Source organism: Neokomagataea anthophila (assembly GCF_018122595.1).
GTDB classification, from domain to species: Bacteria; Pseudomonadota; Alphaproteobacteria; order Acetobacterales; family Acetobacteraceae; genus Gluconobacter; species Gluconobacter anthophilus.
Window position 1 is genome coordinate 439,278 of the sequence record NZ_JAGRQH010000002.1, and the last position, 26,808, is coordinate 466,085.

Consider the following 26,808-nt stretch of genomic DNA (forward strand, 5'->3'; position numbering starts at 1 on the left):
GCAACAACAATCACCACCGTGGATCTCAATATTTTTGGGATAACATGATCATGCGCAACACATGCTTCAAACCCGCCCCCTATTTTTGGATAATCTGCCTCTCAGCCCTATGCGCCACACCTGCCCTCGCCAGTAGCGCCTTCATCGTGCTGGAACGCATCAGCCAACCTACCTTGGTCATGACTGAGATCTCCTCAGATGAAGCCTATGATCCAGCTTTTCTAAAGCATCTCTGGGCCTATGATACACAAGGTCACCCGACCACCATCACACAGCATGCAGATACACGGCACATCACTCTTGATGTCCCCGCCCACACCGCTGCAATTATTGTACAAGCTGATTTTGGTTTTCATGCTCGTCGCCCACACGACCCAACATGGTCGTGGCAACGCAAAACCACACTCTCCGGCGCCACCATTGGGTTGCATGCTCTAAAAGAAAGCGTGAACCTTCAAGCCTCCGCTGATGCTAACGTACACCCACACGGGCTTGCCCTTGAAATCCTACCTTTGGAAGATCCCTTCGCGCATAAACGCGGGGACCACTTACCCATTCAAGTTTTACTCAACGGACATCCTTTGCCGAATGTCTGCGTTCATGAAAATTTCTTAAACACCCTATCTGAAATAACACCCCCAACAGACAATCAAGGCAGAACCTATGCCACACTGCATGCTGACCAGTTGGATGTCTTGCAAATCACCTATGAAGCTCCCGTCACAAACGACCCTGACGTAGACTTCATGCGTTATAACAGTACCTTAACACTGCATTACGCATCCTCTGAGCCCTAATTTCAGCTCCCCAACACAACGGGCGAGGCATGTGAATAACGCACATGGTCTGTAGGGCACCCAAACCATACCCTACAGACCATCATCAAAACTTACTGCGTAGACAGCACCGAGTGCGCCGCCGCATCGGCTTCAACTTTACACTCACCAGCATCTGGCGCTGCGCTTGACGTTGCCAATTGAGCCGCCAACTCATCCTTCGCTCCCGCAAGATCATCCTGCAAAGCCGGGTTAGATAACAACGTGTCCATTTCCGTCGATGCATTCAAATAACCTGCCTGCACGTCAGATTTCCAATGCACACCACACACCACACGACTCTCACCGAAAACACGGCCACGCTGTAGAATTGCCGTCGCATGTTCGGGCATCAAACGTGCCAACAACAAGGCCATACCAAAACCAGCCGTCGTATGACCCGACGGATAGGACGAATGCAGACCCAACCCTTCAGGAGACGTGCAGATTGGGAGGCCCGTACCCACGAATGGACGCGTCCGGTGCCACATATCCTTCACTTCAGACGTACGATGCATAGTCGCCGGAGCCAAACGTGCCAGTACAGCCTGCAAATGCGGTGCTTTACTCAGATCGAGCGTATGCCCAACAGCACATGAGAAATCGGCCACCAGATGCGCCGGGTTCAAATCCGCATCACGGGTCGCCAGTTCCCAGCGCGCAGTCCCCTTCAGGGCACGCGTCGCATGAAACACGCGGTCATCATCTTGCTGCGCAGCACTGCCCGGAACAGGCGGCGGCGGCAATACAATACGCGCATCCGGAGCCGCACTGTCTGGCAGTGGCTGTGGTGCAGCCATCGCTACCCCTGTGACCGCCGTACCAGCCAACAGAAGCGCACATAAACGACGCATCGCAGCAAAACGTATACCCATGATAATATTTCACCCTAAAATTTAAAGCACCTTAGTGTACGATTTCACATCTCCTGCGTCTATTACTGCCTAGGACACACACATAACAAACCCCCTCTTCAGAAGAGAATCACAGCAGTACGAACGCACCTTTAAATTTTAAGTAAAACGTTTTCTCTTCCCCCATATGCAGGACCGCATGAATTCCCCTATGAGGGCCAAAACCCCTATCAGACAAAAAAACCAAGATAATTTTGCATAAGGCGGTGCAAAATAGAATTGAACATCACTTTTACCCTTGGGCAGCATGATTTCCTGAAAAATATCATCCGTCTCGTTAATAAAACTCGGCTTATTATTAATAAAAGCGCGCCATCCCGGCATCATAAATTCCCGACGGATCAGCCGCGCAGGTTGAGAGCACAATACAGACACTTTATCTCGCGTCTGCACCTGTAAAGAACAGGAAGAATCTGCTTCAAAATAAGGTGCAGGATGCTGAAAACGGTAAAGATCTCCTATGGCTCCCCGCGTTACAAATGTAAGATTTTTGTGTACACTAAGAGGTTCAAACCGCAGTGATGGCCACATGACGCCATTGGCAAAACTCCCCCACAGCATAACAGAGCGCGTTGCCCCTACGAGGGAGAAAGTAAGTGTTTTAGCAGCCGGCGGGATTGGCTGGTCTAAAGTCATCGCTGTGAAGGCATTATCTTGCGCATCTTTCAAAGCAATCACGCCGTGAGCACAGCTTTGATCCGAACAAAAAGAAACCTTTAAATCTCCATCTGACTGATGAACATATGTTCCTAACTGCACCAGTATTTTCTGCGTCCAAAGACCATGCCACTCTGCAATATCCACAATAAATTGCGATTTGTCTGGGCTCAAAACATGCCCACCTCCCGCCCTACCAGCCAGAGCATACGGCGAAACCATCATTCCATTCACTGGAACCACAAGAGCTGAAACGCCAAGGGCTTCAAAGACTTCAGGGTGAGATAAAGCAGGCTTCAACAGGAAAGGGTTGCCATTTTCATCAGATGGAAAAAACCCATTAAACGTCACAGGGTCCAAGCCAGAACCAAAGTCTTTCTTCAATCGGATAATCCAATTTTTCGGCGTTGGAATGGCATTAAAGTTCAGCGAAGGTATATTTAAATATACACCATAGTTTGGCTCAACCGGCCCTAAGGTTGCAAACCGTTGAAAGCCTTTTGTTTCAGCACGTAATGCCTCTAAAAACGGTTTATCCAGTGAGCGCTCCGGACGAGCACTTAAAAGTGGAAAGGCAAAAAGAATGATATTCGAAAATAATAGAACTGAAAAAATATATTTCACAGAACTTCTTTTCTTATAGAAAAGAAAAAATAAAAATAACTCAACAACAGAAATAATTATAGAAAATAACATGTATTTATGGGAAGAGATTGGCCCTTCTGAAAAGGGTCTTATTTTATGCAACATCGGCATATCTAAATACAAAACGTACCCAAAGCCCAAAATAAGGGCAAAAGCTACCAAAAATAGATTTTTATGAGAACGCCACTCACCACGTGTAGCATCGTCTAGTGCAAAACAGCTCAAAACAATTAAACAAGCTTCAACGACAGGCTCACACAAACGATAAAAAACTGTATGAGCCGCCTCTGGAATATGGTCAATAAACCATACGAATGGCTGTATATTTGCTTGTTTTCCAAAAATAAAAACTACAAACGCGCATAGAACCCACCGAAGCGCACGATCTTTACGCCCCATAAGACCCAAAAATGCGCAGAATGGTAGAACAACCCCACAGTACCCCCCTAATGCGTACCATGCATCAAATTGAGAGGCATAAAAAAACGTCCCATTAATATAAGGGAAAAACAACATTGACCACGCTTCATGCGGTAATGGTGTATCATTGAAATATGAATGTGAACCAATATTTGCATTTGGCAAATAAGATGCGAAAGCTAAAAGCTGAGGTGAGGATATAAATCCTGCAACAAAACCACCAATAATAATGGCCTTCGTATAAATATATTTATTACTCGACTGGAAAAACCTTAAAATAGCCCACCCCAAAACCAGCAAGCCCAGTAAATATGCTGTCTCAGGGAAACCCGAGAGCATTAAATATGCTAACCCCAGCGCAAGCCAGCCCCAACGCCCTTCACGCGCACGCTCCACCCCATACAAAGCTAATGGCAAAAATGCCAGCGGCTCAGAAGGACCGTCTGATGCCCACGCATACGTTCCATTAAAAGCGTATAATAACCCGCCCACCAGCGCGACCCTCGCGTCCAAGCGGATTTTCTTCAACAATGTATATGTCGATAACCCCGCAATAATTTGCAGGGTACATTTCATCATCAAAAGCCCATTCGGCAGCGCAAGATACAAGATAAAAGGCAGAAAAAATGCTGCAGGTTGGTATTCCCCAGCAAGCGGCATTCCTACGCCACTATAAGGGTTCCACCATGGAATGATACCGTGCAACCAATCCTGCGAAACAAGTCGCCCTAACGCTTCAACAAAAACACCCGCACAGCCATCAATCCACCCCGGATTTCCTGGCAAAAAACCACCTTGTGTAAAATTAGGGGCATTGACCAATAAAGTTGATGACGTCATCAGTGGATCACTGGACAATACCCCCAACCATTCCGGCACATACAGTGCGATCGGGCATAGAATTAGAATGAAGTAATGAATTATCGTTGTCTTATGAATATTTTTAAAAATCATCACTTCATATTCCACCTGTGAAAAACACATGCGGAACCCTATGCTTCAAAAAAAACCATTTCCTCCCTCAACCTATAACTCTTAACCCCCTAAAAAACATCACTTCAAATTCTAACCGAGACCTCTCATGGAACACCCATCCCCCCGCATCACCATACGCTACTGCACACAATGTAACTGGCTTTTACGCTCCGGCTGGATGGCGCAAGAACTCCTATCCACCTTTAGCCAAAGCCTCGGTGAAGTCGCACTTATCCCAGATACGGGGGGCATTTTTGAAATTCATGTCAATGATACGCTCATTTGGGAGCGGAAACGCGATGGTGGCTTTCCCGGCCCCAAAGAGCTCAAACAACGTGTGCGGGACGTGATCGCGCCAGAGCGCGACCTCGGCCACACAGACCGCTAAACCTTACGGCGCAGCAGATAAATCAACCACACCAACAACACCATCTTCGGTGCCAAAAATTACTGCGCCGCCCTGCGGCGTAAAGGCCAAAGCATTCACAACGCCGCGTGCCTTCACCTGCCCCGCACATAGCGGCAAAACACGGCCATCATCCGCACCGTTATCACTCACTTCCGCGAGAACAACCGTGCCGTCTTCATAGCCAGCAGCAACAATATTTTCTTTCGGATTAGCCGCAACCGCTGACACGAAGAGCCCCGGCAAACGTGCGATTTCCGTCGGAGCCTTCCCCATGGGGCCACCGCCAAAGAACGGCCACAGCACCACCGCATCCGCACCAGATGTCGCCAGCCAACGCCCATTGCGCGTAAAGCTCATGGAACGAACCTGCTTCGGATAACCGCTCATACGCATGTTATGCGTATCGGCTAAACGCCAGCCATGCAGCTCATTTTCCTGCATTGACGTCACCAGCGCATCCGCAGCCGGATGGATGGCAAGCCCAATATGACTCCCCTTCCACTCCAACGGACGCACAGTATCGACCTTCGCCTGCACAAACCACATCGACACACCATTATAGTGTGACGCTGCCAAGCGCTTGCCCTTCGCATCAAAGACAATGCCGGTCACGGTTGAAGGATGCTCCAAGGTCTTGAGCGTTTGCGTTCCCTCAGCCTTACGCAGTTCCATCACCTTACCGGACGAAAATGCCAAATGCGTCGGCGTCGAGGCCACACACTCAATCCAGCGGCGTCCTTCGTGCAAAATCTCCATCGTGCCGTCCGGTAATGTCCGCACCAAACGTCCGTCTTCGCCGCCCGTTAGATACGCATTCGCCACACAATCCGCTGTCAAACACAGCCCACCATCATGGGGCTGCACCACTGTCCACGCATCTGCATTGCGCAATTCATCACGCGGAATGAGAATTAAATCACCATCCGCCGTCAGAGCCGCAAAACTCTCACCATCCCGCGCGGCCGCAACCTGCACAATAGGACTTTCAAAACGGCGCTCAGCACCGCGCTCTACCAGCAATTCCGTCGTTGTCATACAGCCGGAGTGCCTTCCACTGTGCAGCTTGCAAAACCACGACGCAAACGTGGACGGTTCAAATTACGCCCTATGAATACCAAGCGTGATTCCGTTGATTCACCCTCACGCACGGGCCCAATAAAGTCCCCATCCGCCATCATATGTACGGCTTGGAACGCAAAACGCTCATCAGAACCTTCAAAATGCAAGATACCTTTGGAGCGCAAAATATCCGCTCCCTGCTCCTGCAAAATAGCACCAATCCATGCGTTAAAACGCTGCTGGTCCAGCTGCTCTTTTGTGGAGAGAGAAATGCTCACAATACCTTCTTCATGGCTGTGTTCATTATTCTCTAAAAAATCCGGCATGGTCGTCAGAGCGCGCTTCAAATCAAAGCCACCACGATCCAACACATCGGTCAGTTGCACATTACCACGCTGAGCCTCGTGGATCTCAGCCACAGCATTAATTTTACGAATACGCGCCACAATCTCTTGGCGGCGCGGCTCATCCGCCAAATCCGTTTTATTCAGGATAATCACATCCGCAAACGCCAATTGGTTCGTCGCTTCCGGGCTTTCGTCCAAAGTCTGCATGACATTAAAGGCATCAACCACGGTGACAACCGCATCAAGATGCGCCTTATCACGCAGGTTTTCATCAACAAAAAATGTCTGCGCAACAGGAGCCGGGTCTGCCAGACCTGTCGTCTCAACAATAATACCGTCAAACCGCCCACGGCGGCGCAGCAAACTACCCAGAATGCGGATCAAATCACCGCGCACCGTGCAGCAAATACAACCGTTATTCGTTTCAAAAACTTCTTCATCCGCATCAACCACGAGGTCATTATCAACCCCGAGTTCACCGAACTCATTCACCAAAACTGCATATTTCCGGCCGTGTTCGGCGCTCAGAATATGATTCAATAAAGTCGTTTTCCCCGCCCCCAAGAAACCCGTCAAAACCGTGACTGGAACCGAGCCGGTACGTGATGTGTCATGCGCTTCGGACATGAAATCCTCCATATTCTGGCTATGATATTAGGCACGTCTTGAGTGCGGGGAAACCCATCACAAGACGAGAAACGCTTATAAGACAGCGCTAACCCAACCAACATGAAACCCCACCCTCCCAAAGGGAGGTTTAAAAAATCTGAACTCGACGTCAGCGGCCAATATTGAATAAGCACAGCAGCAAACAAGCCAACCTGCAAAGCACTGCCATGCTTACCTGGCCATATCGCCCATAAGAGGCACATGATGAGCCCACTAAAAATAAACAGCCCTGGTATCCCGCTATTAATGAGCGCTTGTGCGTATAAGTTATGCGGATGCTGAACGCAGACCTGAAAACTCGGATCAGCTGATGGCACAATATGCAACCAATGCGGCGGCGTTAAATAAGCCGCTCCCGCGCAATCGTGACGATACCCATCATACCCATATCCCAACCACGGACGCTGAGACGCCATAACAACCACACGACTATAAATCTGTCCGTAAGGAGATGCTGCGAAATGCTCCAACTGACACCGTGTTAACGTAACCAAATGATGAAAACTGGCCGGAGAAACCACACGCGCCAACATCACCAACCCCGGCACACCCACAAGACCAGAAACAGCAATCAGGCGCATCGGGCGATATAACACCGCACATACCCCCAGCCCCAATACCGCCAAAGCAAACGGCATACGCTGCCCCGCTAGGACCATAATGGCAGCTGCCGCCAGCAATGCACCCGCCTGCAAAACAAAACGCTGCGGCAAACGCCGTCGATCCCAACACGCACAAACCACCATCAAAAGCGGCAAGATCAACCGTGACAGAGGTGCCGCTGCCCGCGGATGAGCATATGGCCCTGTCAGGGTGCCATCAAAGAAACGAGGCTGACCAAAAAAATTCACGCCAAAAGCAGCCTGAAAGGCCATCTGCGCCGCAATATAAATGGCGCACCCGAAAGTGACCCACAGCACACGCCTGCGCCACACCACATCCGGTAAAATCCATTCTCCCAGCGCCGCAATAGCCACAGGAAAGCGTATAGCCACCAAAGCCTGTATCAAAGCGCCAGTTGCGCCATGCACGCCCTGCAATACTGACGGAACAGTGCAACACACCTGCCAGCCCCACCACACTACAGCCATCACAAACCATGGCCGACGCGCCCAGCTGAACGCGCCACCTGCCTTAACTGATGATATGAGGAACAAAACTGCCAAAATATCAAAATCAATTTCAGCAAATGCTCGGAAATGCGTCAGGGTTAGCGGCAACAAAACCGCCAACCAGCAAGCAACCGACCTCAAAGAAACAGAGCTTTCCAACATAACTGTCTCGATGACTGTTTTCCCATCAACATGCAACCGCCCTAGAAAGAATACGCTTTAAACGATACCATCCGTTTCAAAGCGTAGAAGGAAGCGATATTATGGCAACCGATACTCTTCAGATCTCTGGCCTCGAAAAACCTGTCTCACGTGTCGCGCTCGGCACTTGGGCTATTGGCGGCTGGATGTGGGGTGGCCCGGACGATGATAACGCCGTCCGTACCATCCATGCGGCACTTGATGCCGGCATCAACCTGATTGATACCGCACCCGTTTACGGCTTCGGTCATTCGGAAGAAGTCGTTGGGCGTGCACTGGCTGAAAAGCCGCACCAAGCCGTCGTTGCAACAAAGCTCGGCATTAACTGGACGGCAGAAGAAGAGAACCGCAAACTCTTCCGTGACTCACGCCCCGCACGCATTCGCCAAGAAGTCGAAGACTCATTGCGCCGCCTGCGCGTTGACACAATCGACATCCAGCAAATTCACTGGCCAGACACAAAAACACCCATCGATGAAAGCGCGCGTGAACTGCAAAAGCTCCGTGACGAAGGCAAAATCCGCGCGCTCGGTGTGAGCAATTTCTCCCCCGAGCAAATGGACATCTTCCGCGAAGTCGCGCCCATCGCCACGATCCAACCACCGCTCAACCTCTTCGAACGCACGACGGAAAAAACAATCCTGCCTTATGCAAAAGAGCATAATGCCGTGGTCCTTGCTTACGGCCCGCTCTGCCGCGGTCTACTCTCCGGAAAAATGTCCGCAGAGACGGCATTTCCAGAGAATGATTTGCGCGCCAATGACCCGAAATTCATCAAACCACGCTTCCTCTCCTATCTGGCAGCCGTTGATGAATTCAAAGAGATGGCCGCACAACGCAACAAATCTCTCTTAGCGTTTTCTGTGCGCTGGGTTCTTGATCGCGGTCCCGTCATCGGCCTATGGGGCGCACGTAAGCCTGAACAAGTAAATGGCGTTAATGATGTCTTTGGTTGGTCTCTGACAGAAGACGAAAAACAAAAGGTTGATGCTATTCTCGCACGCCACGTGCCAGAAGCTATCGACCCAACCTATATGGCCCCACCAGAGCGCAGCTAGTCACTGCTCGAATTCTCGCGTCAGCGCTTTTGCGCTGACCATACGGCCTGATAAGGGGCATTGTGATGCGCTGCATGGCGTAGTGCATCACGCTCTTTCCGTGCCCCTTCCAGCCCAAAGCAAGAAACAGCACGCGCCTTCGCCGCACGGCCTAACCCCGCACGTAATGCGGCATCTTGCAAAGCCGCTGTCAAAACATCTTCGAACATACCATCTGCATCTGGGTCTGCATAAAGACCCGTATCCCCAACAACATCCGGCAACGCCCCCTTGCGTGACGCTATCACTGTGCAGCCACACGCCATAGCTTCTAGCGCGGTCATGCCAAACGGCTCCGCCCAGCGGCTCGGCACAACAACGATACTTGCCTCTGCCATTAAAGCCATGACTTCAGCATGCGGCTTATAACCCAACATACTCACCTGTGCAGCAGCCGCTTGCGGGCGCAGAGCGGCCAAAAAAGGTGTCTCTGGCGTATTAGAGCCAAAGCGGTCCGCCCCCACAATCACAGCGTCCCACTCTGGAAAGGAGAATCTCACCGCCTGCCAAGCACGGACAAACGCATCTACACCCTTATCCGCAACAACACGCCCGGCGAAAACGACTAATGGGCACTTCGAGACCTCCGCAGGCAAAGTCGCCGCATCAATCACATTATGCTGGACCTCAACAGCCCCAATACCTGCCGCCAGCCCTTCACTATACCGACGCGCAACCCACTCTGAAACGCCACAAACTTGCATGGCCCGCACCGTACGCTCACGCAACTTTACGGACGTCAAACCACGCATCGTCTGCGGATCATTATGTAAAATCAAACGTACAGGCACAAAGCGCGCCAAAATCCGAGCCAAGCCGGGACGGTTATGAACCTCTACAACATCCGGTTGCACCGTACGGACCGCACGCACACAGCCCAAAAGATAACGCCAGCGCGGCATAAACGGCAGAAACAACTCTGGCACGCTAATAAACGTCCCGCCCGGTAATGGCTCTCCATCAATTTTACGACCAAGAATACAATCCCCCTTGGCCGCCAAACGACTGACCAACAAGGCAATAGACCCTGCAGCCCCCGCATCATAACACTCCTTCGGAGGCAGGATTGTCAGAACTCTCGGGAAACTGCCAAACATACCTTCAAGACCCCATGCGCGGTTTCAGCCTCCCTTTCCTATACTGACCTAGAGCAGACCGTAAGCGTTTTTCGTGGATCGTAGCGGTGTAAATCCCCTTGAGTCCTACGGCTATTTCCCCCACATCTGACACATTCATTCTATGGAGACTGCGTCTCCCCTCTCTGCCCACCCTTTGAGGACAGTACATCACCATGAAAATTAACGGCACCGCTTACCGCAGCCTCTGGCGCCCAACCGATGACCGGAACAGCATCCGTATTTTCGATCAAACCCGCTTCCCTTGGGAAGTCGAAACACTTGCCCTGCGTGATGAAGACGCCGTCGCCCATGCCATTCGCAGCATGCAGGTACGTGGTGCTCCCCTGATTGGGGCCGTTGCTGCCTATGGACTAATCTTTGCCCTGCAAAACGATGCTTCCGATGCCGCTTTAGAAGCCGCCGCGCACCGCCTGGTGGAAACACGCCCCACCGCCATCAATCTACGCTGGGCCATTGAGCGCATGGTCAAACATCTCCGCACTGTTCCCGTCGCACAACGCGTCGAAGCTGGTTACGCTGAAGCCGATGCACTGTGCGATGAAGACGTTGCCGTCAATGAAGCCATTGGCCGCCACGGTTTAGAACTCATCCGCAAGGCATGGGAAGCAAAAGGCAAGCAAGGTACCGTCAATGTCCTGACCCACTGCAATGCTGGCTGGATTGCCACAGTGGATTGGGGCACTGCCCTCGCCCCGATCTATATGGCCCATGATGAAGGCATTCCCGTGCATGTATGGGTGGATGAAACCCGCCCACGCAACCAAGGTAGCCTCCTAACGGCCTTCGAACTCGGCAGCCATGGCGTTGCGCATACCGTCATCGCCGATAATGCTGGCGGCCACTACATGCAGGCTGGCCAAGTTGACCTCGTCATCGTCGGGACAGACCGCGTGACCGCACAGGGCGACGTTGCCAACAAAATCGGCACCTACCTTAAAGCCCTCGCCGCACACGATAATAATGTTCCTTTCTGGGTAGCCCTCCCCTCTTCCACCATCGATTGGCGTGTACGGGACGGTGTAAAAGAAATCCCGATTGAAGAACGCAGCGCAGACGAAGTGCTGTACGTCACCGGCCTTGAGGCCGACGGCACACCGGGCCGCGTACGCGTAGCACCACCGGCAAGCAACGGTGCGAATCCGGCGTTTGACGTCACCCCCGCGCGCCTCGTCACTGGCCTCATCACCGAACGGGGTTGCTGTGATGCCTCAGAAGCCGGGCTGCGCGGCCTTTTCCCAGCCGAGAACAACCCAGCCTGAACGGGAAACCAACAGGCCATCTTGACGCTATAGGGGTGTTGCCGTTCACAATATGGCTCACCCCCACCACCACATCGCGCCGTCGCGTATGGGTGCACAACGCCGCAGGAGGATCACTGTGACATCGTCACCCATATTCCGTTATGTCTTAACGCGACTGCCTACACGCGCAGCGTCACTTAGCCTCATCAGCCTTTGTGTGTTGAGCGCGTGTGCTGAACAAACCACACCACACGCGACACCAACGCAAACACCAACCGCCCAATACGCCAACGGCTCAACCGGCCCTATCGGCTATGATCCCCATGTGCCCGATTTCGCTAGCCGGAATTTTGAGCCATTTAACCGCCAAGACGTCGCAGCAATCGCCATGCGAGAGTGGCGGATGTTCGGCTCTGCCGTTGCCGATGATGACCCAGAAAATCGCTCAGACGCCAGTTCCCCAGCCTTAAAACCAGAACGTATCCCCGGGCTGTGGCAGCGTATCGGGGAGTATTGGTGGATCGGCCAAGACCCCGCTGAAACAGAAGTCGGCTGGACGGGCAAGACCAATGCCGAAGGGCAACGCTTTGCGCCCGAAAATGACGCGCATTACGCATGGTCAGCTGCGTTTATTTCTTACGTCATGCGTGTCGCAGGAGCGAATGAACGCTTCCCCTACTCACCCAACCACTCCACCTACATCAACGCCGCTGCAAGTGGGCAATTTAACGGCGTCAGCGCACATGCGCCGGGCAGCTACGCGCCTAAAATTGGGGATCTAATTTGCGTTGGCCGAGGGCATAGCCGCTCAGTCACCTTCTCCATGCTCCCAACCAGCTACGGCTTTCCTGCACATTGCGGCATCGTCACCGCAACCAATCAAAACACACAGCCTTTTGGGCATGAACTCAGCATCATCGGCGGCAATGTGGATGATACCGTTGCACTAACACACGTCCCCACGGATACCGCGGGTCAAATCGCAGACCAAACCGGGCACAGCTACGATAGCCGTTACCCGTGGTGCGCCGTGCTGGAAGTCCGCTATGACGCGGATCAGGAACCTGATAGCGGTTTATGAGCGGACGGAAGGCCCGCAGCCTTCCAACCCGTTCCCGGCCCGTGCTTATCCTCAAAACCATCGGCGATATTCGTCACATGCTCATACCCGGCATGTTCCGCCAATGTGCTGGCATGATGTGAACGCATACCAGAGCGGCACAAAAACAAAACCGGCTGAGTGCGGTCAGGCACTGCTTGCGTCAGTCCCGCAACGAATGCTTCTTCCTGGTCAGGGGCCCATGTCAAACACACCAAAGGACATGGCAGTTTTTCTGCATCAGGCAGGCCAATGAATTGCCACTCTTGCGGGGTACGCACGTCAATAAGAACGGGTGTTGGTTCTTCCGATAAACGCGCCCAAGCCTGTTTGGCTGTCAGAATATTCATGCCTCTTCCTCATCTCTGCAAAAAACGCTCTAATTAGATCAAACATACCATTGGTCAGGCACATGCACCACGTTAGTGGTCAGCGCCACCCCAGTCAGGAGTGACAGTATGACCGACACAGCTTCCCAGCACTACCGCTCACACGGCTGGACACATGCGGCATCCGGCATGATTGACGCCATTGGCGGAACCCCGCTGATCCGTCTACGGCGCGCCTCTGAAGAAACAGGCTGTGACATTTACGGCAAGGCCGAGTTCATGAATCCCGGCGGCTCTGTCAAAGACCGCGCAGCTCTTGCCATCATACAGGATGCGTTTGCCAAAGGCTTACTCAAACCAGGCGGGACCATCGTTGAAGGCACAGCGGGTAATACCGGCATTGGCCTAACTCTCGTGGCACAAGCACTGGGCTGCAAGGCCACCATTGTCGTGCCGGAAACACAAAGCCGCGAGAAGCTCGACTTCCTGCGCATGATTGGCGCTGACCTACGCCTTGTTCCTGCCAAACCTTACCGTGATCCGGGCAATTATGTACATTTCTCCCGCCGCCTTGCGGAAGAAACAGGAGCGTTCTGGGCCAACCAGTTCGATAATACGGCCAACCGTGAAGGCCACCGTACGACAACCGCGGTTGAAATCTGGGAGCAAACCCAAGGCAGGGTCGATGCCTTCACTTGCGCTTGCGGCACGGGGGGCACTTTAGCGGGCATCGCCCTCGGCCTTCGGGACCAAGCCAAAGCCGCACAAAAAGCAGCACCGCGCATTGTCTTGGCTGACCCGGAAGGCTCTGGCCTTTATGGATGGGTCAAAGACAATGATCTCTCCATCGCTGGCGGCTCCATCACAGAAGGAATCGGGCAATCGCGCGTGACCGCGAATCTTGACGGGAGCGCACCAGATGATGCGGAACGTATCCCTGATACCGAAGCTTTGGAGCATATTTTCGCCCTGACAGCAGAGGAAGGCCTCTCACTCGGCGGTTCTTCCGGCATTAATATTGCCTCTGCCATCCGTACAGCGCGGAAACTTGGTCCCGGACATACGATTGTTACAATTCTGTGCGACGGTGGTTCACGCTATCAATCGAAGCTCTTTAATCCCGAGTTCCTTCGCGCCAAAAACCTGCCCGTCCCACACTGGCTGGCCTAACGGTGAAACGGGGCGTGGTTTCCTGACCCGCCCCACGATGAAGGCCACTACGGCACAAGGAGCCCTGTAAGAGAGACCACCATGCCGACGGAAACACTGCCGCACCTGCTCGTTATTGATGATGACCGCGAAATCCGCGAACTCCTCACCAAATTTCTTGAGCGCAACCACTTCCGTGTCACAGCGGCGCGTGATGGCCGAGAAGCGCGCAAGGCATGGACCGCCGGCCATTACCAACTCATTGTGCTCGACCTCATGCTGCCGGGTGAAAGCGGCCTCGAACTCGCTCGCTGGCTCCGCACACAAGACAACGTTCCCATCATCATGCTTACGGCTATGAGCGATGAAACAGACCGTATTATCGGCCTTGAATTCGGCGCAGATGATTACGTACCCAAACCCTTCAATCCGCGCGAACTTCTGGCCCGTATTCGGGCTGTTCTCCGCCGCACGACCGAAACCAGCGAACAGCGCCAAGCGGCTGACACCCGTAAGCTCTTCTTCGCCGGCTGGACGTTGGACCCCGTACGCCGCCGCCTACTCAATCCACAAGGCGCGGAAGTTTCACTCACCGGCGGTGAATATGATCTGCTCATGGCATTACTAGACCGCGCAAACCGCGTGCTCACGCGTGATATGTTGCTGGAACTGCTGCGCGGTCGTCAGGCTGGGCCATTTGACCGTGCGATTGACGTAGCCGTCAGCCGCTTGCGCCGTAAACTCGAAGATGATGGCCGCAATGCACAAGTCATCAAAACCGTCCGTGGCGGTGGTTATGTCCTCGCCGCTGAAGTTGAACGCGCCTAAACATTATGCGTCTGCTCCCCACCTCCCTTGTGACCCGTACCAGCCTTTTACTGATTGTCGGGCTGGCCGTTGTGGAAATAACGAGCTTGTTCATCCATGCGATGGACCGGCTCGACACGACTGAGCGAGCAGAACTGCATAATTACCAACTTCAAACATTTACGATTTATTGCACCTTCGCCGAAGCGGACCCTGAAGACCGGGCTGCACTGCTCAAAGACTTGAGCCTCCCCGACAATCTGACGGTTGCACTGCTCGACAAGCCTGATCCCGTCTTACCAACTCACCCGATTCCACTACCAGGACGCAATTTCCCTACGCCTCCAAATCAATCATCACAATTCTCGGATCATCGCCCCTCGGTCGAAATGCCGAGTGACACGACACCCGAACATAACGGCCCCTTTACTCCGGGTAGCGTCCCCCAATTCGGCCCAATGCCCGGCTTTACACCCGCTCCCAATACCATGCCTGATGGCATGATGGACCCCATGCTGCGGCCCGCCATGCCTGGACCCTCCATGCAGGACCATGAGCCTCCCCCACCCAACACTTTTCTCTCGCACGAAAACGGTGAACCCAACCCACAAGCTCATCTTCCCTTTCATGACGACATGGGAAGAATGATCCTGCCACCACAGCCTTTTTCGTCATCCATTCCTAACGAAGAAAACCGTACTCCACGGCCTCTCATGCATGTGCCACAGCACGAAATTCCACTGCTGCTACGTTGGGCACTGCTGCCACCATCACTGTATCCCGTTGAAGCACGTGCCGGCAGCATCCTCCGCACACGTTCAACATCTTTACTTTTACCAGATGGCAAAACATGGGTCGTCGTACGTCTAACACTCGGCTTGCCAAACCCCTTTGGTACACCGGGAACCGTCCTTGCTTTTCTCATTACGTCCATCGTCGGCAGTGCACTCATCGTCTGGCTCATACGGCGTATGATTGCTCCTATTGAGACATTAGCCAGCGCAGCAGAAGCTCTCGGCCGAGACATGAACAGCAGTACCGCTTCCCTACCAGAACACGGCCCATCTGAGCTCCAACGCGCAGCCATCGCCTTCAACACCATGGCCCGCCGCATTCAACGCTTCGTGAGCGACCGCACCCTCATGCTAACCGCCATTGGCCACGATTTACGCACCCCCATTACCCGCCTCAAACTCCGGGCCGAATTCATTGATGACGATGAATTACGTAACAAAGTCTTGGCTGATCTTGATGAGATGGAAGCGATGGTCGCCTCTACTTTAGCATTCGGGCGCGATAGCTCAGCCAATGAACCCCTCGTGTCGCTCGACCTACGCGCTCTTCTTGAAACCATCATGGATGAAGCCAGCGAAAGTCATCCACATAAAGCGGACCTCTTGCGCGTTGTTCTGCCCAAAGTTCCAGTGCAAATCCGCGCCCGCTCCGTCGCACTCAAACGCGCGCTCAATAATTTAATCCTCAACGCCCTCAAATATGGCGGGAGCGCGCACGTCACCCTGCTACCTGCTGAGAAAAAGCAACACCAACACGTTAAAATTTTCATTGAAGATAATGGACCGGGCCTACAACCAGACGACCTTGAACGCGTCTTTGAACCTTTTGTGCGTACAGATGCGAGCCGCAATTGTGAGACAGGCGGCACAGGCCTAGGCCTTTCAATCGCCCGCACTATTTTACGCGGACAAGGTGGAGACGTGTATTTACAAAACCGTGCTGAAGGCGGATTACGTGCCATCGTGACACTCGCCGTATAACAACCACCTGAGCGCTCACATTAGCGCTCAGCCAACTCCAGAACGGCCTTATGAGATTTGGAGAAGTCATTTCGTAAGCCATCCCACGTTGCAACTAATGCAACATGCAAAAATGACCACGGCTTACGATAAAAAAACGTCGAACGAATGCTTTTAAAAAACAGCATCGGCAGTAAAAGACAAAAATACATGCCCGATATTTTTTTGAAAAATGGCATATCATTGCGGATAATATAATACGCTTTCCACAATGGATTATAAACGCGCCGTCCGGCTGATGGCGTTCCACAATCATGCACAAAACGTACATCAGGCGCGAAAAGTAACTTATACCCTTTTTTGGTTAAGGAGAGCGTATAAATAGAGTCATCTCTATAAATAAAGAGATCTTTATCCGGTAACCCAATACTTCTTTTCACCAAAGATCGTCTAACAAAAAAACCAACAAAAGATGAAAAACTGACCTCTACTGACTCGGATGAGGCATAAGCAGAATCAGGAAGACCTAAAGCTCCTTGGTTTTTTTTCAATTTTTCCCAAACAGAAAAAGGCGAACCAAAAATATTAACGCCTGGCCTATTCATTGGGCAGATTGTTTGGTCCGGATAATACACAGCAGCAGCAACGCCCCCGACATCCTCCGTCAGCGGCAACGCTATGAAGTTTTCAAACACATCGGGCTGTGGGTAAGAATCATCATCGAAACACAGAAGCCACTCAGCATCTGTATGGTCCGCTGCAATTTGGAACCCCAGAGCGAAGCCTCCAGCCCCTCCCAAATTTTTCTCCTGACGAATACAGCATAAGCGCTTATCGCTCAGGGACTGAAGATAATTCGGCGTCTCATCATGTGATGCATTATCAATGACCACCACTGATGAAAACGGCAAAGCTAATGTTTTAGAAAGCGTCGTTTTAAGCTTATCAAAACGATTACACGTCACAATAACGGCGGCAATTTTGGGATACTCTACCGACATAACACTTAAAAAACCCTACCTTAGACCAGTCAATTGTCATGTTTAAACGGCGAAGCTCATACAACAATAATATGCCCACCACTGCCGATGGGTGGGCATATCCCTACATCTGAAATTATTCTACTAAATTCAGATTGCACCCTATTACAAAGAGTAAATCTTTCTCCAAAATTTCTCCGTTGTCATATCAGACATCCCACTTTGATAATCACGGCGTAAACGAGGCATATCCTTCAAAAAGCGAAGTGATGTTTTCAAAAATAATGCTGACAATTTAAAGAAACGCTTCTTGTCATATTCAGCCACATACCCGAGATCCATTGCCTCATAAAAATACATGACTTTACTATGACGGAATATTTTACGGAATGTTCCTCGAAATGCCTTATGGTCCAACATTGTTGTTTTTCGAATCAACGCCGCAGGCAATAAGAAACCATTCAACGACAGCAGACGAATATAACGCCGCAAACGACATTCATGCACACCGCCATGAACCAAGGCATAATCGGCCAAACACACCTTAGTTAGCTTTTCTTCTGCATTTAACGGGCCAAACTCAGCTCGAATTTCTGACATATCCATGTTTTCCAACCAAAACTCTGGCCCTTTGGAAACATCACGGACTGCCTGAATAATCGCCTGCGCACTACTGTAATTATACGACAGAATACTCGACAAAAACCACGAGAGCATAATGCGGAATACACGCTGCTTCGGCATGTCTGACGTCATCAGCATAATAGCCAATGTAGAGCGTAAGCCCAAATAACGCGTTAACGGATTTTCCTTCAGTTGGAAGTCTTCTCCCCAACAAGAAATCCCATTCATCGTCTCTACTTTGAAATCATTCAGCAGACCAAAAAGTGCATCATCACCGCGCACAAAGAATGGGTATGGATAATGACGGAACTGCTTCAAATCAAAGCAGAAAAACCACCATGCACCATATGCGCTATAATGTTCTTGTCGCTCTGCAAGCAACAGCTCTCCCACATCGCGCATATCCCGCCCAGTATTTAATGGACGGACCAATCCCTGCTCATAAGAAGCCCCCTTTTCGAACAAACGATAAGGCTCCATTTCCCGCAATAACGCGCCAGAAATCGCAAGTTTTGGATCCCGTGCAAATTGCTGCAACGTGAACGCACGACGGATTGATTCAATCTCACAAGACGCATCATCATCCATAAACAAACAATGCGTATAATCTTTGCAATCGACCAGATGCAGCAAACCACGTGTAAAACCGCCAGAACCACCTAAATTAAGGTTCGGGATATGAATGGCGCCCTCTGTTTGTTCTGCGGTCAAATTACTGGAATTGTCCACCACAATCAGGTCAATTTTTCCCGCATAGTCTTGCCGCTGCAAAAGCTCCTGATGAATACGGCGGATGGCGGGCACCACAAAAGATTGACGGTTAAAATGGGTGATCACCACACCCAATTTAACGTCACGCTGTGGAGTGGAAGACGTTACGAAGCACCCTCCACTCAACTCACCATCAGAGACTGCTTCCAGCTGAATTTTCAGAAGACCGTCATCAAGCTCTGCCCATGGCAGTTCCGCGATTGTGTCCTGATCGTCGGCCAGTTCAATCTCTTGCTCTGTAAGCCACCGGAACGCTTGCCCTAAACGGTGTATCCCCGCCCGCAAAATAAAATTCCCATGCCCTTTTAAAAGCACCGAAACATTATCAATCGTCGTCATGCGCTTCCACGCACCAACAGAAATGCCGTTATAATATGTATCGAAAAAGGCACGACCACCTGGCTGAAACACAGCTTTTCGTTCTGCCAATCGGAACGACACATGATCATTTCCGCGAGCGTACAGTTCAACAGGCGCCGAGAAATCCATACCGGGCAAAAGAAGATCTTGAACGACGAAGAAGTCAGTCATGGTTGTCCTGAAAGTCGAGCATTTGCATAAGTTACGGCCGCCTTTAACAGCTCTTCTTGCTATGGGCCAGTACAGAACCTCACTTGCATTTACGTCATATCCTATATGCCACACCTCTAGACGTTCATGATCCCTTTTGCCGCACAGGCTGGTCCGTGCTACCGGATGCAGCATGACACTTGCAGCGCGTGCCATTCATCTCTGGCTTGGGTTCTGTCTGCGCACCACGCGGTGGCAGATCACCGGCACATCTGCGGGGCGTGCCGCAATCACGCAGCCACATGCAGGCTATGTCGTAGCGTTTTGGCATCGTCACCTGACCCTTGCCCCCGCCCTCTGGTTTTGGGCGCGTACCCGTAACGCGGACTTGCGCCTCTACGCTTTTATCTCCCGCAATGCAGATGGCCGCCTCATTGCAGAAGCTATCCGGCCGTGGAACATCACCGCCATTCACGGTTCCACTGCCCGACGCGGCAAAGATAAAGGCGGTGCAGCCGCACTGCGTGCTGCACTGCGCATCATCAACGACGGCGGGCATATCGGCATCACACCCGATGGTCCGAGGGGGCCCGCAGAAAGCATCCAGCCCGGCGCAGAAGCCCTTTCCCGCATAGCGCGCCGTCCGCTCATCCCTGTTGGGATGGATTGTACGAGCCTACACCTCCCATCATGGGACCGCTTACGCCTTCCCCTACCTTTTGGGCGTGGTGTTATCGCTCCCACAACCCCGATTCTTCGACCTGACGCCGCTACGCTACGCGCCGCCCTATCCAACGCGAACATACAAGCCGAAACTCAACGCGCGCACGCACATCACAGTATCATTGAGCAGCTTTGGGCAGGCATCGGCACCGCGCTTGCTCCTGCCCTCACCATCATGACACGGCTACGATTACGTCGTGGCAAGGAGCTTCCTAATCGACTGCGTGAGCGTATGGGCCTCACTCAAGCTGCGTCCGCCAAAAAACAACGTACATTATGGATTCACGCCGCCAGCGTGGGGGAAACACTCTGCGCCCGCCCACTCCTTGATGCCTTGCTCGCCGCAGACCCCACCCTGCATATCCTGTTTACAACGGCAACTGTGACCGGCAGCGAAATCATGGCGCAGCACCCCGCCATTGGCATACGGGTCACGCACCAATTCATTCCGCATGATGTGCCGCGCTGGATCAAACGCTTTCTCAAGCGCTGGTCTCCTCAAGGTGCCGTCTTTGTAGAGAGTGAACTCTGGCCCGGCATCATCACAGAACTCTCCCGCCGCCATATTCCCATCATGGTTGTGAACGGTCGCCTATCAGACCGCTCCGCCCGCCGCTGGCAGCGGTTCCGTCCCTTTGTGCACTCACTCTTTTCACGGCTTACATGGGTCGCCGCACGCGGTGCAGAAGATGCCGCACACTTCCGCGCCCTCGGCGTCAAAACCGTTTATAATTACGGGGACCTCAAACGAGACGCCGCTCCACTTCCCCATGACCCTACAGAGCTTAAACGGCTCCGTGATCTTATCGGCACACGCCCCATTTTTGTGGCCGCATCCACCCATCCCGGTGAAGAAGAGATCATTCTCCAAGCAGCTGAAAAGGCACGCCAACAACAACCAACACTGCTAACAATTTTAGTACCGCGCCACCCCAATCGCGGCCCAGAGCTCGCTGCACGCTTTAATCTTCCTAGCCGACAGGCTGGACATGACCCTGACAAGACCATGTCTGTTTTTCTGGCAGATACTCTCGGTGAATTAGGATTATTTTACCGCTTAGCCGATTCATGCTTCATCGGGCATTCGCTCACCGCACCCGGCGGCGGGCATAATCCTTTCGAGCCCCTGCGCCTTGGCGTACCTACTGCAACTGGCCCCCATATGAGCAACTGGCGCGAAGCCGTCATACAGCTTGCGGAAACATTGCAGACAGTCAACAATGCTGACAGCTTAGCCCAATGGCTGAATCGACCAACCACTACCACCTTAAAACCTGTCCCTGAAGCCCGCATCGTTAATACATTAACCGCCACTATTCTGGAGAGTTTGGAGCGATGAGGTTACGCCCCCCCCGCTTCTGGACATCTGACAAACCCAACTTCGCCGCACGTGCGCTTCGCCCCGCCAGTGCCATCGTCAGCCATGTTGCACAACGGCGCAGCACGCAACCGGGCTATCACGCTGCTGTACCCGTTCTTTGCTGCGGTAACGTCACCACTGGCGGCACAGGAAAAACACCCCTTACCCTTGATTTCGTTCGCCGTTTACAAGCGCGTGGCCATACGCCTCATATTCTCAGCCGTGGCCACGGCGGTAAGCAGCGCGGCCCCCTTGCCGTAAACCCCAGCCGTTACACCGCGAGAGATGTCGGCGATGAGCCCATGCTCCTCTCAGCATGTGCCCCCACATGGATTGGTGCCAACCGTGGTGAAACGGCCAAACTAGCCGTGAGCGAGGGAGCAGATTGCCTCGTCATGGATGATGGGTTCCAAAACACGACCTTGGATAAAACCCTCTCCCTACTCATCGTCGACGGTGCAAGTGGATTTGGTAATCAACAGGTCCTCCCCGCCGGCCCTTTACGTGAAACACTCGAAGCTGCTTTTGCACGAGCACAAGCCATCGTCCTCATTGGAGACGATAAGAGAGACATCCGCCGCTTAACCTCTCTCCCCATCCTACATGCCCGCTTCATTCCCGGCCCGGAAATCCGCCGCTTACAAGGCGTCCGCGTCATTGCTTTTGCTGGCATTGGCCGCCCCGACAAATTTTTCAACATGTTGAGAGACGCGGGAGTCGACCCTGTACGCACGCTGAGTTTCCCAGACCACCACAGCTATACCCCCCGCGATATTCAGCGCTTGGATGCCCTGCGTTTAGAAGCCAATACAACCCTCGTCACAACAGCCAAAGACGCCGTGAAACTGCCCCCGACCTTCCGCGCCCATACTGTCATCATTGGCATCGATGTTCTGTGGGAAGATCCAACCGCTCCTGACAAAATTTTGGACCAACTCTTTACATGACCAATTTTCTACAACGCGCTGAGCATACTCTCTTACAAAGCCTACTCTGCGCACTCCGCCACCTTTCTCCCGCCGCAGCTTCTAATCTTGGCGGTGCCGTCGCCCGAACCTTTGGTCCCCTTATCCCCGTTTCACGCATTGCAGACCGCAATTTGCAATTGGCTTTTCCTGAGTATAATGCCCAAAAACGCCGCCAAATTGTCCGTGAATGCTGGGATAACCTCGGCCGCACTATTGCCGAACTACCCCATATCGGCCGGTTGCCTCATAACGCCCCTCACGGCGCTGGCTGGTCCATAGAAGGCGAAGAACATCTTATCGCTGCCCGTGAGAGTGGACGCCCTGTCATTTTTTTCTCCGGCCACATTGGCAACTGGGAGCTGATGCCCCCCGCTGTTGCGCATCATGGCCTCCCCTTCGCGTCTTTTTACCGTGCCGCCAGCAACCCTTTAGTTGACCAACTCATCCGTGATTTACGCCAAAGCACCATGCAGCAAGAAGCCCTTATGTTCCCCAAAGGAGCCAAAGGAGCACGCAGCGCATTGCGGCATTTGTCCCAAGGAGGGCATCTCGGCATTCTTGGCGACCAAAAAATGAACGACGGGGTCGAAGCCAAGCTTTTTGGCCGCCCCGCCATGACGGCCTCCGCAGCTGCCGTTTTCGCCCTGCGCCATAATGCGCTGATTGTCACAGGCCATGTCCGTCGTGACGGTCCGGCTCGACTCGTCCTCGTCGTTGATCCGCCCTTCAGCCCGACACCCACCGATAACCGACAGCAAGACGTACTGACCCTCACCCAAACACTGAATGACCGCCTTGAAAGCTGGATCCGCGCAAAACCGGGCTCATGGCTCTTATTGCACCGCCGCTGGGACAAGGCGCTCTACCGTCAGGTTGCAACAACCCCCTGAGCTATGCGTTTATTGCATGGCAGAATTGTCACACCCATGAATGTTTGTTGCGCAAAAAGGCACTTTTGTGAAGTTTCCTGTTGTGAAAAGGCGTTTTAGCCCCTTAGCTTGCATGTAGTAAGTTTTTAACCGGGCTTTTTCCCAGATCGCGGAGGGTTTCCCTGATGCCACAACAGGCAACTTCCCAGCATGTTTCTCAGCAGGTTGCCAGATGTTCCAACATCGTTCCTCTGCGCCAAGGGGTTCTTCCACGCCATCGTGAATATCTGTCACGTTGGTTAGAAGCTGGGCTGCGCATGGGCCTTTTCGATGCTGAGATTACAACTACCCATCAGGACGATGCGCGTGACAACGCCGCCATCGAGCACATCCTCGTCTGGGTCCGGGAAAATCCACAACCAGCCTATATGCTGCGCCCACAAGGGATGAGCTGGGTTTTGATTGATCAATTGCGCGAGCATAAACTGGGCAGCTATTCCAGCTTCGAAGTCGCACTTAATACGATCCGCCCTGTCTTACCGACGGCAGAAATTTACGCCGCTTAAAGTCCACTGCGCCGTCGCCCTATTACGACGACGCAGGGAAACGTCCTCCTTACGAAGGACGCAATGCAACATCCCGCGATGCTGGAACCACAATAGACGAACCCCCAACTTGGCGGATCTGGAAAATAGCCAAGTTGCGGCTCACATGGCCGTCAGGACGCAGACGAAACAACCCATCCACACCCATAAAACCATTACCATGCGTCAATGCAGACGTATCGACGCTGCCAGTACGCGCGACAACATTCGCCAAAGCCGCAGCATCAAAGGCAAAGTCCGTCACGGGTGACGGTGCCTGACCATACACAGCCTTATAACGGGCGACATAGCCATTACGGTCACGCGCATCCGGCGCAGCAAACCATGCGCCATGCAGCGCGCTCAACTTCGTATCAAACGCTTTCCACAGCGCTGGCCCCATAATCTGCACCTGCGATGCTGCAATATGATCATCCTGTAGTGCAGAAATGACCTGAGCCAACTCCAAGCCCGTATCCGCTAAAAGCAGCGCATCAAATGGCGGCGGAGCCACTGAAGGCGTAGACTGCCCTACCGTAGGCGATGCTGGCACAGATCCTGCTGCCCCCCCTTCTGCCGTCGGATCAATAGCCGATGGCCCAGCTGCAACAGGCACAACAGACGCCGTCGGCTGACGCGCTGCAATGTTAGACAAGCTTTTCAGGCTGTCACTGATATTCGCAGCATCTGCCGTGTGGAACACAATTTGCGGGTCATTCAAAGATGCATCACGGCACGCCACCTTCAATCCATCGGCCATCGCATGACCTAAAGGATTATCTGGCAAAAACGCCGCAAAGGCTTTGCGGCCTGTGGCGCGGGCCGCATCGACCATCCGGCGCACCTGCTGCTCCGGTGTTAAGCCCATCACCCAGACACCTGGCCGTGCTTGTGTCGAATCACTCGTAAAAGCCAAGACCGGCTTACCTGCCTGTCCTGCCACAGGGGCAACAGCAGCGGTTTCCGTTGCGGTTAAAGGCCCCAGCAACAATGCGTCCCCATGAGACAACGCCGTTTGTGCAGCAGCAGCAGGTCCGCCCACACCATTGCTATCCTGCACATCAAGCACAGGTGCACCAGAGGAAGAAAGAGCCAGCTTTGCCGCATCACGCATACGCTGGCCTACTGCGCCAAAACGACCACTCAAAGGCAAGACCAACCCGACGCTTGGCGCATGCGCCTGCCCAAGCTGTGACGGTGCCTGCACACCGGGAGCCGAAATGGGTGCTTCACCACCATTATTCGCACATGCTGCGAGGCCAAAAACAGCACCAAGCGCCATTACCGTACGAAAATGCCTTGGCATACCCGCCCCTACAGGGTCTAAGCAGGAACGCTTTACTTCCTGCAAAGACACTTTGCGCTTCTTGGTCGAGGATACAGATGTCCGAGCAATCATGGTCTGCTGAAACTCCCTTAAGCGAGGTGGCCGTATCACCATCGAACGCCCCGCTCACCGAGGCCAACCCGGCTGGGGGAGGCTCCCTGATATTAGTTGCAACCCCAATCGGCAACCTTGGCGACATCAGCGCCAGAGCAATTGAGGCTCTCCGCAATGTAGAAGCCATACTGTGTGAAGACACCCGTGTCACAGCCAAACTGCTCACCGCACACGGAATCACCACACCAACTTATACCCTGCACGATCATAACGAAGCAGAGAAGATTCCGTTTCTTCTAGAAAAGCTCCATGCAGGCGCCCGCTTCGCCGTTGTCTCCGATGCAGGCACCCCACTCGTATCCGACCCCGGCTTTCGCCTTGTCCGTGCGGCCATTGATGCACACATCCCCGTCAGCACCACACCCGGCCCCAATGCCGTCATCACCGCACTGACCTTGTCAGGCCTCCCTCCGCATCCCTTCACCTTCCTTGGCTTTCCTCCCCCTAAAAGCGAGGCTCGTACCAGCACTTTCTCAGCTCTGCGCGCGGCAGAGCAAGCTGGTCTGCGCTCTACCCTTATTTGGTATGAAGCCCCACACCGCCTTCTCGCCTCCCTCGCCGATCTCATCAGCGTGTTTGGCCCAGAGCGTGAAGCCGCCGTCGGACGGGAACTTACCAAGCGCTTTGAAGAAATGGTGCGCGGTAGCCTTCAATCCGTGCACGAACATTTTTTAGAACATGCACCGCGCGGTGAAATTACCCTGCTTATCGGCCCTGCATCCGAAACCGATACCGGCGCCGCTGACCTCGGCACTTTGCTGCGTGAAGCTCTTCAACAGCACTCGGTCAAAGACGCCGCATCTTTGGTGGCCGGCATGGTCAAACTCCCCAAGCGAACCGTTTATAGCCGCGCCCTAGAACTCTCCCGCGAGGGGTAAAGCCAACACGCCCCTCTTTTGCTTCGATCATTACCGCAAATATGTGCAAAGAGTACCATTAACGGGGGCCGCTAGGTCCCCAGCAAGGATTTGACACCCTTCCCCACTCAGCAAGCCGTTGCCCAAAATGAGTAGCTATGATCGCAAAACCAGTCACTTACGCGAAAAATTGTCCCCTCAAACAGTCATGCTGCACATTCATTCGAGACATGGCCGTAAAATTTTGATGGAGCATTTGTAAGAGAACAATGCACCATCAAAA

At 52.9% G+C, this 26,808-nt stretch carries 23 protein-coding genes; 13 read left to right on the plus strand and 10 right to left on the minus strand.

Annotated features, from left to right (window positions below; translation table 11 throughout):
- Positions 1-50: 50 nt before the first annotated feature.
- Positions 51-797, plus strand: a complete 747-nt coding sequence (locus tag KB213_RS04885) for a DUF4198 domain-containing protein (protein ID WP_211680868.1) — start codon at positions 51-53, stop codon at positions 795-797.
- A gap of 92 nt (positions 798-889) precedes the next feature.
- Here the strand turns inward: KB213_RS04885 and KB213_RS04890 are convergent, their stop codons facing one another.
- Both KB213_RS04890 and KB213_RS04895 read right to left on the minus strand, forming a co-directional pair.
- Positions 890-1,690: an acid phosphatase gene (locus tag KB213_RS04890; protein WP_249110233.1), complete on the minus strand. Its 801-nt coding sequence runs from the start codon at positions 1,688-1,690 to the stop codon at positions 890-892.
- A gap of 138 nt (positions 1,691-1,828) precedes the next feature.
- Positions 1,829-4,435 (minus strand): glycosyltransferase family protein, encoded by a 2,607-nt coding sequence (locus KB213_RS04895; protein WP_211680869.1) that lies wholly within the window; start codon positions 4,433-4,435, stop codon positions 1,829-1,831.
- 97 nt (positions 4,436-4,532) lie between these two features.
- On the opposite strand from KB213_RS04895, the gene KB213_RS04900 reads away from it, so the two are divergent.
- Complete coding sequence (locus tag KB213_RS04900) at positions 4,533-4,814, plus strand: SelT/SelW/SelH family protein (protein WP_211680870.1); 282 nt, start codon at positions 4,533-4,535, stop codon at positions 4,812-4,814.
- Positions 4,815-4,817: 3 nt separating this feature from the next.
- On the opposite strand, the gene KB213_RS04905 is transcribed toward KB213_RS04900, so the two are convergent.
- Genes KB213_RS04905 through KB213_RS04915 form a run of 3 tightly spaced genes read right to left on the minus strand, consistent with a single transcriptional unit; the run spans position 4,818 to position 8,184 of the window.
- Positions 4,818-5,870 carry a WD40 repeat domain-containing protein gene (locus KB213_RS04905; protein WP_211680871.1) on the minus strand — a complete coding sequence of 351 codons (1,053 nt, stop codon included), beginning with the start codon at positions 5,868-5,870 and terminating at the stop codon, positions 4,818-4,820.
- Positions 5,867-6,868 (minus strand): CobW family GTP-binding protein, encoded by a 1,002-nt coding sequence (locus tag KB213_RS04910; protein WP_211680872.1) that lies wholly within the window; start codon positions 6,866-6,868, stop codon positions 5,867-5,869. The genes KB213_RS04905 and KB213_RS04910 overlap by 4 nt, the downstream gene beginning before the upstream one ends.
- Positions 6,814-8,184 (minus strand): O-antigen ligase family protein, encoded by a 1,371-nt coding sequence (locus KB213_RS04915; protein ID WP_211680873.1) that lies wholly within the window; start codon positions 8,182-8,184, stop codon positions 6,814-6,816. The genes KB213_RS04910 and KB213_RS04915 overlap by 55 nt, the downstream gene beginning before the upstream one ends.
- Before the next feature lie 101 nt (positions 8,185-8,285).
- Here KB213_RS04915 and KB213_RS04920 point away from each other — a divergent pair, with 101 nt between their 5' ends.
- Positions 8,286-9,281: an aldo/keto reductase gene (locus KB213_RS04920; RefSeq protein ID WP_211680874.1), complete on the plus strand. Its 996-nt coding sequence runs from the start codon at positions 8,286-8,288 to the stop codon at positions 9,279-9,281.
- Between the two features lie 20 nt (positions 9,282-9,301).
- On the opposite strand, the gene KB213_RS04925 is transcribed toward KB213_RS04920, so the two are convergent.
- Positions 9,302-10,417: a glycosyltransferase family 4 protein gene (locus KB213_RS04925; protein WP_211680875.1), complete on the minus strand. Its 1,116-nt coding sequence runs from the start codon at positions 10,415-10,417 to the stop codon at positions 9,302-9,304.
- A gap of 194 nt (positions 10,418-10,611) precedes the next feature.
- Here KB213_RS04925 and mtnA point away from each other — a divergent pair, with 194 nt between their 5' ends.
- The gene (gene mtnA, locus KB213_RS04930) at positions 10,612-11,718 is read left to right on the plus strand and encodes an S-methyl-5-thioribose-1-phosphate isomerase (RefSeq protein WP_211680876.1); all 1,107 of its coding nucleotides are present in this window, start codon (positions 10,612-10,614) and stop codon (positions 11,716-11,718) included.
- Between the two features lie 118 nt (positions 11,719-11,836).
- A complete protein-coding gene (locus KB213_RS04935) occupies positions 11,837-12,781 on the plus strand; it encodes a DUF2272 domain-containing protein (protein WP_408903715.1) in 945 nt (314 codons plus the stop codon).
- On the opposite strand, the gene KB213_RS04940 is transcribed toward KB213_RS04935, so the two are convergent.
- Complete coding sequence (locus KB213_RS04940; protein ID WP_211680877.1) at positions 12,757-13,149, minus strand: rhodanese-like domain-containing protein; 393 nt, start codon at positions 13,147-13,149, stop codon at positions 12,757-12,759. The genes KB213_RS04935 and KB213_RS04940 overlap by 25 nt on opposite strands.
- A 168-nt stretch (positions 13,150-13,317) precedes the next feature.
- Here KB213_RS04940 and KB213_RS04945 point away from each other — a divergent pair, with 168 nt between their 5' ends.
- From KB213_RS04945 to KB213_RS04955, 3 genes are all read left to right on the plus strand, one after another.
- On the plus strand, positions 13,318-14,298 hold the full coding sequence (locus KB213_RS04945; protein WP_408903721.1) for a cysteine synthase A: 981 nt from the start codon (positions 13,318-13,320) through the stop codon (positions 14,296-14,298).
- Positions 14,299-14,379: 81 nt separating this feature from the next.
- On the plus strand, positions 14,380-15,105 hold the full coding sequence (locus KB213_RS04950) for a response regulator (protein WP_211680879.1): 726 nt from the start codon (positions 14,380-14,382) through the stop codon (positions 15,103-15,105).
- Between the two features lie 5 nt (positions 15,106-15,110).
- A complete protein-coding gene (locus tag KB213_RS04955) occupies positions 15,111-16,859 on the plus strand; it encodes an ATP-binding protein (RefSeq protein WP_211680880.1) in 1,749 nt (582 codons plus the stop codon).
- A 20-nt stretch (positions 16,860-16,879) separates the two neighbouring features.
- On the opposite strand, the gene KB213_RS04960 is transcribed toward KB213_RS04955, so the two are convergent.
- Positions 16,880-17,839, minus strand: a complete 960-nt coding sequence (locus KB213_RS04960) for a glycosyltransferase (protein WP_211680881.1) — start codon at positions 17,837-17,839, stop codon at positions 16,880-16,882.
- Between the two features lie 144 nt (positions 17,840-17,983).
- Entirely contained in the window at positions 17,984-19,744 is a 1,761-nt protein-coding gene (locus KB213_RS04965) for a glycosyltransferase family protein (protein ID WP_211680882.1), read from the minus strand.
- A gap of 172 nt (positions 19,745-19,916) precedes the next feature.
- On the opposite strand from KB213_RS04965, the gene KB213_RS04970 reads away from it, so the two are divergent.
- The 4 genes from KB213_RS04970 to KB213_RS04985 all read left to right on the plus strand — a co-directional run bounded on the left by KB213_RS04970 (position 19,917) and on the right by KB213_RS04985 (position 24,209).
- Complete coding sequence (locus tag KB213_RS04970; protein ID WP_211680883.1) at positions 19,917-21,785, plus strand: glycosyltransferase N-terminal domain-containing protein; 1,869 nt, start codon at positions 19,917-19,919, stop codon at positions 21,783-21,785.
- Positions 21,782-22,753, plus strand: coding sequence for a tetraacyldisaccharide 4'-kinase (gene lpxK, locus KB213_RS04975; protein WP_211680884.1), 972 nt, complete (start codon positions 21,782-21,784; stop codon positions 22,751-22,753). Before KB213_RS04970 ends, lpxK begins: the two co-directional genes overlap by 4 nt.
- Positions 22,750-23,664 carry a lysophospholipid acyltransferase family protein gene (locus KB213_RS04980; RefSeq protein ID WP_211680885.1) on the plus strand — a complete coding sequence of 305 codons (915 nt, stop codon included), beginning with the start codon at positions 22,750-22,752 and terminating at the stop codon, positions 23,662-23,664. Before lpxK ends, KB213_RS04980 begins: the two co-directional genes overlap by 4 nt.
- A 164-nt stretch (positions 23,665-23,828) precedes the next feature.
- Entirely contained in the window at positions 23,829-24,209 is a 381-nt protein-coding gene (locus tag KB213_RS04985; protein WP_211680886.1) for a hypothetical protein, read from the plus strand.
- 49 nt (positions 24,210-24,258) lie between these two features.
- Here the strand turns inward: KB213_RS04985 and KB213_RS04990 are convergent, their stop codons facing one another.
- The gene (locus KB213_RS04990) at positions 24,259-25,626 is read right to left on the minus strand and encodes a penicillin-binding protein activator (protein WP_249110234.1); all 1,368 of its coding nucleotides are present in this window, start codon (positions 25,624-25,626) and stop codon (positions 24,259-24,261) included.
- Here KB213_RS04990 and rsmI point away from each other — a divergent pair.
- A complete protein-coding gene (gene rsmI / locus KB213_RS04995; protein WP_211680887.1) occupies positions 25,611-26,546 on the plus strand; it encodes a 16S rRNA (cytidine(1402)-2'-O)-methyltransferase in 936 nt (311 codons plus the stop codon). The two genes, KB213_RS04990 and rsmI, sit on opposite strands and share 16 nt — an antisense overlap.
- Positions 26,547-26,808 lie beyond the last annotated feature (262 nt).